The organism is Verrucomicrobiota bacterium, assembly GCA_037139415.1.
Classification (GTDB): Bacteria; Verrucomicrobiota; Verrucomicrobiia; order Limisphaerales; family Fontisphaeraceae; genus JBAXGN01.
Genome location: JBAXGN010000265.1, coordinates 1 through 7,960, shown reverse-complemented (window position 1 = coordinate 7,960; position 7,960 = coordinate 1). Strand labels below are relative to the sequence as shown.

The 7,960-nt window shown below is 56.8% G+C and carries 6 protein-coding genes; 3 read left to right on the top strand and 3 right to left on the bottom strand.

Annotation, left to right across the window (positions count from 1 at the left end):
- The first annotated feature begins 854 nt into the window (after positions 1–854).
- The gene (locus tag WCO56_27610; protein ID MEI7733369.1) at positions 855–1,568 is read left to right on the top strand and encodes a hypothetical protein; all 714 of its coding nucleotides are present in this window, start codon (positions 855–857) and stop codon (positions 1,566–1,568) included.
- Between the two features lie 79 nt (positions 1,569–1,647).
- Positions 1,648–2,502 (top strand): hypothetical protein, encoded by an 855-nt coding sequence (locus WCO56_27605; protein ID MEI7733368.1) that lies wholly within the window; start codon positions 1,648–1,650, stop codon positions 2,500–2,502.
- A 3-nt stretch (positions 2,503–2,505) separates the two neighbouring features.
- Here WCO56_27605 and WCO56_27600 read toward each other — a convergent pair whose 3' ends face one another.
- Positions 2,506–3,849, bottom strand: a complete 1,344-nt coding sequence (locus tag WCO56_27600) for a Gfo/Idh/MocA family oxidoreductase (GenBank protein ID MEI7733367.1) — start codon at positions 3,847–3,849, stop codon at positions 2,506–2,508.
- A gap of 210 nt (positions 3,850–4,059) precedes the next feature.
- Here WCO56_27600 and WCO56_27595 point away from each other — a divergent pair, with 210 nt between their 5' ends.
- The gene (locus WCO56_27595; GenBank protein MEI7733366.1) at positions 4,060–6,543 is read left to right on the top strand and encodes a sodium-translocating pyrophosphatase; all 2,484 of its coding nucleotides are present in this window, start codon (positions 4,060–4,062) and stop codon (positions 6,541–6,543) included.
- A 338-nt stretch (positions 6,544–6,881) separates the two neighbouring features.
- On the opposite strand, the gene WCO56_27590 is transcribed toward WCO56_27595, so the two are convergent.
- Entirely contained in the window at positions 6,882–7,493 is a 612-nt protein-coding gene (locus tag WCO56_27590; protein ID MEI7733365.1) for a hypothetical protein, read from the bottom strand.
- A gap of 200 nt (positions 7,494–7,693) precedes the next feature.
- Positions 7,694–7,960 (bottom strand): hypothetical protein (locus tag WCO56_27585; GenBank protein ID MEI7733364.1); only part of this gene is annotated, 267 nt, incomplete at its 5' end.

The window sequence follows — 7,960 nt, the reverse complement described above, 5'->3', positions numbered from 1 at the left end:
CTCAGCTTTTTGAAGTAACGAACTGGCAGGTTGCGGTAACTCCGCAACCTGCTAGTGTGCTTTCATCTAAAATCCAAAGTAACTCGCCGTGACTGGCGTCCGGGACGGATGCCAGTTTCGCTGCTTGGCAGCAAAAAGAAGGCCTTCCCTTCGTGAGGATCAGAGAAACAACGTGGCCGATCCGCTCTGCCGACTGGGTATGGTCCAGTTGGTTTTCATGGTGCCGACCATCCCTAAAAAGGCCCCTCGGGTTGATGCGAACCAGACATGGTTTTGTTATTGATTGACTCCGTTTCAGAAAAAACCGGTATTAAAACAGACGATTCTCATAACAATGGGGCTCCAAGCCGTCGCCCGGGCAAAAGCTGCCGGTGAGGACGTCCGGGGATGTTTTTTGACATTTTTTGGGGTGTGGGAACGATTCCCACGCGTGTGGCAATGACCGCCACACCTGTGGGGGAAGCCGCCACCGACGGGAAATTGACCGCCACGCATGTGGCCGCACTTCCCGGCGTGCGGTGGCAGTTCCACCACCAAACGGTACCTTGCATGACCGAAAGCCATTTAGCACCATTCGCTTCACGCTTGACGGTCGCAAGGACTGGATTTAGCTTTTGCAGGCACTGAGTAATAACAACGCCCTTGATTGCACTGCGGTCACGGGGTGGACAGTAACAGTAGTCCGGTTAGCAACACTATGATCTCGCCCGAAGAAATCGTGGGAGCTGAATGGGCCGATTGGTATCGGCTCATGCCCCTCGAACGCTGGCACCAAAGCGTGAAACTGCGGGCGCAATTCCTGGCCATGGGAGGCTCGCTTGATCCCGAACCCGATACGGAAAGTCCTTTCTACGATGGCAGCACACCAGGTCCGCGCCCTGTTGATGGGGGGACAGGCTTGCGTGTTTTACGGCGCGGCGGAGTTTAGCCGCGATACCGATCTGGCGGTCCTGGCTGACGACGACAATTGGCGGCGTCTGCTGGCTGCCTTGCAGGCATTAAACGCTGAAGTCATTGCGGTGCCTGCCTGCCGACTGGATTTTCTTCAGCGGGGACACGCCATTCACTTTCGCTGTCAACATCCCGAAGCCGATCAAATGCGGGTGGACATCATGGCAAAAATGCGCGGGGTGGATGGTTTTCCCAAGCTGTGGGAGCGCCGGACCACCCTTCAGGATGCCGATGGCACCCTCTATGAATTACTCTCGCTCGCCGATCTGGTGGCCGCCAAGAAAACACAGCGCAATAAAGACTGGCCCATGATCCAACGGCTGGTTGAATCAGACTATTTGCGTCAGCGGGAAAAACCCACTGGGTCCCAAATTGAATTTTGGCTGCGAGAACTCCGAACCCCCGTTCTGCTGATTGAGGCAGCCCAACAACACCCGGCACCGGGCCGTGCACTTCTGGGGACTCGTCCATTACTCAAGTTTGCCGCCGCCAGCGATCCCCAAGCGTTGGAAAACGCGCTGGCCGAGGAAGAAAAGGTGGAGCGTGAAAAAGACCGTTCGTACTGGCAGCCACTCAAGGCTGAACTCGAATCGCTTCGTCACTCGAAAATCCAGTGAGCACGCCACACCGAACATCCACCAGTAATCCCGCATAAACAGGATTGCCAGACGGCGGGATTTTCTCATACTCGGCCCGGTGATTGAGTCACAACATAGACGCGCACGCGTCCGGCAGGCGGCCATCCAGATGGGCCGGCACGCCCGGACGCTGCTCCTGTTGCTGCCGCTATTGGTTTTTTCGGCCTGCAAAAGTGTATCCACCAGCGCCCCGGTTTCCGCGCAACCGGCCGAAGCCGCCGACCCGCGTACCACCAATATGGTGCGTCTGGTGACCGTGGAGGATCTGCTCCAGGAAGCGGCCAGCCTGCAAAGCCAGGGGAAATTGAACGATGCGGAGACGGTGCTGACCAAAGTGGTGCGGTCGGATCGGGATAACCTCAAAGGCTGGCGCGCGCTGGCGGCGGTACACCGGGAATTGGCCGAGGCGGCATCCCGTGGCGGCGAACGTTTCGGCAACCAACAGTCGCTGCTCTATACCGGCACGCAATGGAACAAGAATGATCTGCTGGTCGCTGGTTTGCAACTCAACGAGGCGCTAAGTTGCCTGGAAAAAATCAAGGAACTCGCCGCCGAAACCGGGTCCGGCGTGGATCCACGCATGGTGGCGGAGGAAGAAAAGTCGTTCAAGGCCACCGAGGCATTTGTCAAAGAAGCCGTGGATCGCGTCAGCAAGATGTGGGTGGACCGGGCGCAATGGCACGCTGAGCAGGCACGCCGGATTCCGCCGGAGCCCAATGACCAAAGCCGCCTGGTGCAAGGTTTGCGGGCCATGCAAAAAGTGCTGGATTTGGGACCCTGGCTCAACCATGACGTGCGCGCAGCCGCCAACGACGCCATGGCCAAACTGAAAGAACTTACCGGCCCGGACGCTTGGAATGACCTGCGCCTGCGGGCCGGACTCCCTCCGGAAATTCAGGAAACGCTCAAGTAAGCGTTAAATCTTGTCGGGCACCGTGTATCCCTTGCGGCGCTCGCGATCCAAGTACTTGTTGGCATCCGCATCCCCGATGAACTCTTCCTTGACGGGGTCCCATTGCAGCTTGCGTCCGGTCCAGCGCGCGATGTTGACCAAGTGACACACCGAGGCCGAACGATGGCCAATTTCGACATCCGCCGTAGATTTCTGGCGCGTCTTGATGCACTTCAGCCAGTTGGAGGTATGTCCATCCACCTTGGGCTTATTCTTCATCAAGGTTTCAAAAATATCTTCCGGATTGGAATCCAGCCGGCCACGATCCACTTTCAGCCAGCCTTTCTCGCCATGGAAAATCGCGCCGAAGTTGGGGGCTTTTCCGGGTTCAACCACCACGTCGCCGGTGGCAGTCTTGTACTTGAAGAACACCTTCGGCTCAAGGCACATGGAATCACCGCGTTTCTTGGATTCCGGCTTGTCATACACCGGCGGATTATACTTGCCGCCTTCTGACCAGATCTCGGACGGTCCACTGTTGTCCATGCCCAGTGCGTACTGGATCATATCGTACCCATGCGCACCCCAGCCGGTGACTTCCCCGCCGGAGTACGGATGCAACGACAGCCAACCAGGCGCAATGGGCCCTTTTTCGCGCGGCACATACAGACTTTCATTGTACGGCACCAACGGCGCGGGTCCGCACCACATATCCCAATCCAAATCCTCTGGTTTGGGTTGCGCCGGCATATTATGGTCCCACGGGCTGGGATACGCCGAGGCAATCACCTTGGTGATTTTGCCCAAACCACCTCCGCGAATGAATTCGCAGGCCGCAATGTCCAACGGGTCCGACCGCTGTTGGCTGCCGGCTTGAATGATGCGTTTATATTTGCGAGCAGCCTGCTCCATCCAGCGACCTTCCTTGATGGTGAGCGACATCGGCTTTTCCACGTACAGGTCTTTGCCTGCCTGGCAGGCATGCAACACGATCAGGATGCGCCAATGCTCTGGAGTGGCCGTCATGATGGCGTCTACCTCTTTACGTTCCAGCAACTGGTGGTAGTTTTGGCACGCAAACGCGTTATATTTGGCGGCGTTTTCCTTGGCGCGCTTCAAGTTGACGTCCGCAAAGCCGACAATTTTGGCCTCTCCCAGTTTGGCGGCGCCAGCCAGCAAACCGCTCGCTTGGCGGCCAATCCCAATAAAGCCTACCCCAATCTTGTCGTTGGCACCCGGCACACCCGGGGCGGCCAGAACGCCCTGAGGCAGAATTTGCGGCAATGCGGCCCCAGCCGCCAGCGCGGTGGTGCTGCGGGCAAGGAATTGCCGACGTGAGAGGCGGCTCGTTTTGGCGAATGACTTCATAAGTTGCATATTGGTATCTGGAGTTAGATTCGTGAAAACCCGGCGTTTGTCAAGCACAGGAAAAGTAGAAATTTCATGAATTACCTGGCTTAGGCGGCACGATGGCAAGATAAGGCATGTCATTTTTTGAAAAAAATATGGCAAGATATGGTTATATATTTGCTTGGCGTGTCACCCCGGATTTTTGCAATACTGGACGCCATCTTGTTTATGAACATAAAACTATTGAAAAACAACACACATTGGATCGGTAGCCTGGCGTTGCTGGGCCTGAGTGCCAGTGGCGCGTTCGCCAGCGAGGCGGACATCAAAATACCGGACCTGACTAAAGTCACCTTTAGCGGGCTGGGTGGGATCAGCGGTGAAATGCTGATGTACATGGGTATCGTCATCTGCGCGATTGGCGCGATCTTCGGGATCATCCAGTATAATCAGACTAAGGCCCTGCCGGTACATGAAAGCATGGGCAACGTCTCCAACACCATTTGGGAGACCTGCAAAACCTACCTGTTCACCCAAGGCAAATTCCTGGCGCTCCTCTGGCTATTGATTGCCGGTTGCATGATCTATTACTTCAAGGTGCTTCAAGGTAACTCGGTGGGGCACGTGATGGTTGTCCTGCTCGCCTCCATCCTGGGCATCCTGGGATCGTACGGCGTGGCCTGGTTCGGCATCCGCATCAATACGGTTTCCAACTCGCGCACGGCGTTCTCCGCGCTCAAGGGCAACCCGCTGGCCACCCTGAGCATCCCGCTCCGCTCCGGCATGAGCGTCGGTTTGTTGCTCGTGGCCGTGGAATTGTTCTTCATGATTTGCATCCTGGTGTTCCTGCCACGCGAACTCGTCGGCCCCTGCTTCATCGGCTTCGCCATCGGTGAATCCCTCGGTGCCTCGGTGCTGCGTATCTGCGGCGGTATTTTCACCAAGATCGCTGACATCGGCTCTGACCTGATGAAGATCGTCTTCAAGCTCCCCGAAGATGACCCGAAGAATCCGGGTGTGATCGCGGACTGCACCGGTGATAACGCCGGCGACTCGGTCGGGCCGACAGCGGATGGTTTTGAAACCTATGGTGTGACGGGCGTGGCGCTGATCGCGTTCCTGGCGCTCGCTTTGGCGGCCAGCCCGGGCATTTGTGCGACCCTGATCATCTGGTTGTTCGTCATGCGCGCGCTGATGATTGTGACCTCGTTGGTCTCCTATTTCGGCAACGAAATGTTGAGCAAGGCCTTGTTCGGCGGCAAGAAAGACTTTGACTTTGAAGCCCCCTTGACCCATTTGGTGTGGATCACCTCGGCGGTGTCCATCGTCATCACTTTTGTGGCCAGCTATTTGATGCTGGGCGACTTCAAAGACGGCACCGGAACGGCGCAACCCGCCCTGTGGTGGGTGTTGTCTGCGATCATTAGCTGCGGCACGGTGGCTGGCGCTCTGATCCCTGAATTCACCAAGGTGTTCGTCAGCACCACCTCCCGTCACGTCCGGGAAGTCACCAACTGCTCGAAGCATGGTGGCGCGTCCCTGAACATCCTCTCCGGTTTTGTCGCGGGTAACTTCTCCGCCTTCTGGATGGGGCTGGTCATTATGTTGCTCATGGGCACCTCCTATTACTTCTCCATGAACGGCGCCCTGATGTCGCTCATGCCGGCAAAATATGCGTTTGCTGCCCCGATCTTCGCGTTCGGCCTGGTGGCGTTCGGCTTCCTGGGCATGGGCCCGGTGACCATTGCGGTGGACAGCTACGGCCCGGTCACGGACAACGCCCAATCGGTCTATGAATTGAGCCAGATCGAAGCGCGCAAGGGCATCAAGGAAGACATCAAGAAGAACTTTGGTTTTGAACCCGACTTTGAAAACGCCAAGTACCAGCTCGAAAAGGGGGACGGCGCGGGCAACACCTTCAAGGCCACAGCCAAGCCGGTGCTCATCGGCACGGCGGTGGTGGGTGCCACCACCATGGTGTTCGGCATCATCATGCTCTTGCAGGGCATGTTTGAGGCCCAAGTCGCCTCCGGCGTAGCCGGTCCGTTCAAGGAAGTCGTGGCCGCTCTCAGTATTGTGCAGCCGGAAATCATCCTCGGCCTGATCATGGGCGGTGCGGTGATTTATTGGTTTACCGGCGCTTCCTGCCAGGCGGTCGTCACCGGAGCCTATCGCGCCGTGGTGTACATCAAGGAGAACATGAAGCTGGATGCCACGACCGCTTCCGATAAGGACAGCAAGGAAGTCGTCCGTATCTGCACCGAATACGCGCAGAAGGGCATGTGGAACATCTTCATCGTGATCTTCTGCTTCGCGCTCGCGCTGCCGTTCTTTAACCCCTACTTCTTCATTGGCTACCTCATCGGTATCGCCTTCTTCGGTTTGTTCCAAGCCATCTTCATGGCCAATGCCGGTGGTGCCTGGGATAACGCCAAGAAAATCGTGGAAGTGGACCTCCGCCAGAAAGGCACCGACCTGCACGCCGCGACTGTCGTGGGCGACACCGTGGGCGATCCATTCAAGGATACCTCCTCGGTGGCCATGAACCCGGTGATCAAGTTCACCACGTTGTTCGGCCTGCTCGCGGTGGAAATTGCGGTGACCATGAAAAATCAGAGCACCAAGACCGCCATTGGCGCGTTCTTCTTCATCGTGGCGCTGTTCTTCGTGTATCGCAGCTTCTACGGCATGCGCATTCCTGAAGACAAGTAACCAACGCTTTTAACAAAATACCTCAAGGCCGCCTGGAAACAGGCGGCCTTTTTTGTGTGTGCGGCCGGCAGGCGCACTGGCTACTGGTTAAAGTCAATGCACACCCGGCAACCTGCTCAAAGCCTTGCAAGCCGTAGAGGCCATGCGGGAGAAGTTCCGAGTGGGACGGGGGTCGCAACCTTTGGGCGTTTCTGGCAAGCCTCAAACAAGCTCCGAGGCTGGGCCAGTTATTTCAGCGTCGTGTTCTTGGTGGAGAACACGACATGCAAATACACAGCGGCTAATGATAGCGACCTACGCAGAAGTGGACCGGCACCCTGAAGGGTGTGCCAGAAAAATCACCCGCCGTACGTCACACTCACAATATCACTCTCCACACCCACCTCATCATCGTTGATCATCCCGCGCGCCATATACTCACGCACCTCGGGCACGCCCGGTTGCGCCAATGGTGTGTCGTCCCAAAATGGCGCGCGCGTATCCACACCCAGCTTCCGCCACTCTGCCACCCCGCGCAGCCGCATATAAAACGCCAGCCCGGTGACGCCGCGCTTGGCGAAACCAATCCGAATCCGCCCCGCCGCGATCCGCACCCGGATCACCGGCTTATACGTCGCTGGCGCGAACGCCGCCGCCTGCCCCTTCAACCCCAGCGCCGCCTCACTGCCGGAAGCCGGGAACCCCTTCAGCGTCTTCCAATGCCGCACCACGGCGCGCAACTTCGGCAACGCCTCCCGCTCCTCGACGAGTTCCGCTTTGCGCGCTCCCCGGAGCGCGGCGGCCAGCGCATCCGTCGCCTCCAGCCGCGTCACCAACCCTTGCACCTGCTCCTTGAACACCGCAACATCAGCGGGGTCCGCGCCAAACTTGGACGTCTCGGCATCCACGCTCTCCGCCAGCTTTTTATACCACGGATAACGTAACTTTCGGGTCTTCGGTACAAAATCCATACGTAATTATTTCCCATAACGAACCATAAACTCCGGAAAATGTCAAGGCCGCAAATAAATTGGCCACGGCCGAAAAATTTGTGGCCACGGCCTAAAATAAAAAGGCCATGACCATTTTTTCTTTTACCGGGGCCGAAATCAAAATGGCCATGGCCATAAATATTTTTGCCATGGGTATATTTATTTTGGCCTAGGCCTTTTTATTTTTGGCCACGGTAAATTTTTATTTGTCCGTGGCCAATTATTTTGCGGCCAAGGTAAATTTTATTGCGGCCAGCTATAATTCCCATCCAACCATGGCATTTTCGCCTCAAACCGTGGATAAACTCTCCAAAACCAAGGATTTTTGAACATTTTCGATGGCCAAACCAGAAAAAGCCTAGCTCATCCCCGGCAAATCCGTGGTCTGGCTTTTTTTGCCTTTGAAGGCGGGGGCTTTCTTGAAGGTTTCGTCCACGGCAGCAACG

Coding starts and splice junctions, on each gene's coding strand:
- WCO56_27610 (MEI7733369.1), top strand. CDS start 855: ATGGCAGCACACCAGGTCCGCGCCCTGTTGATGGGGGGACAGGCTTGC.
- WCO56_27600 (MEI7733367.1), bottom strand. CDS start 3,849: ATGAAGTCATTCGCCAAAACGAGCCGCCTCTCACGTCGGCAATTCCTT.
- WCO56_27595 (MEI7733366.1), top strand. CDS start 4,060: ATGAACATAAAACTATTGAAAAACAACACACATTGGATCGGTAGCCTG.
- WCO56_27590 (MEI7733365.1), bottom strand. CDS start 7,493: ATGGATTTTGTACCGAAGACCCGAAAGTTACGTTATCCGTGGTATAAA.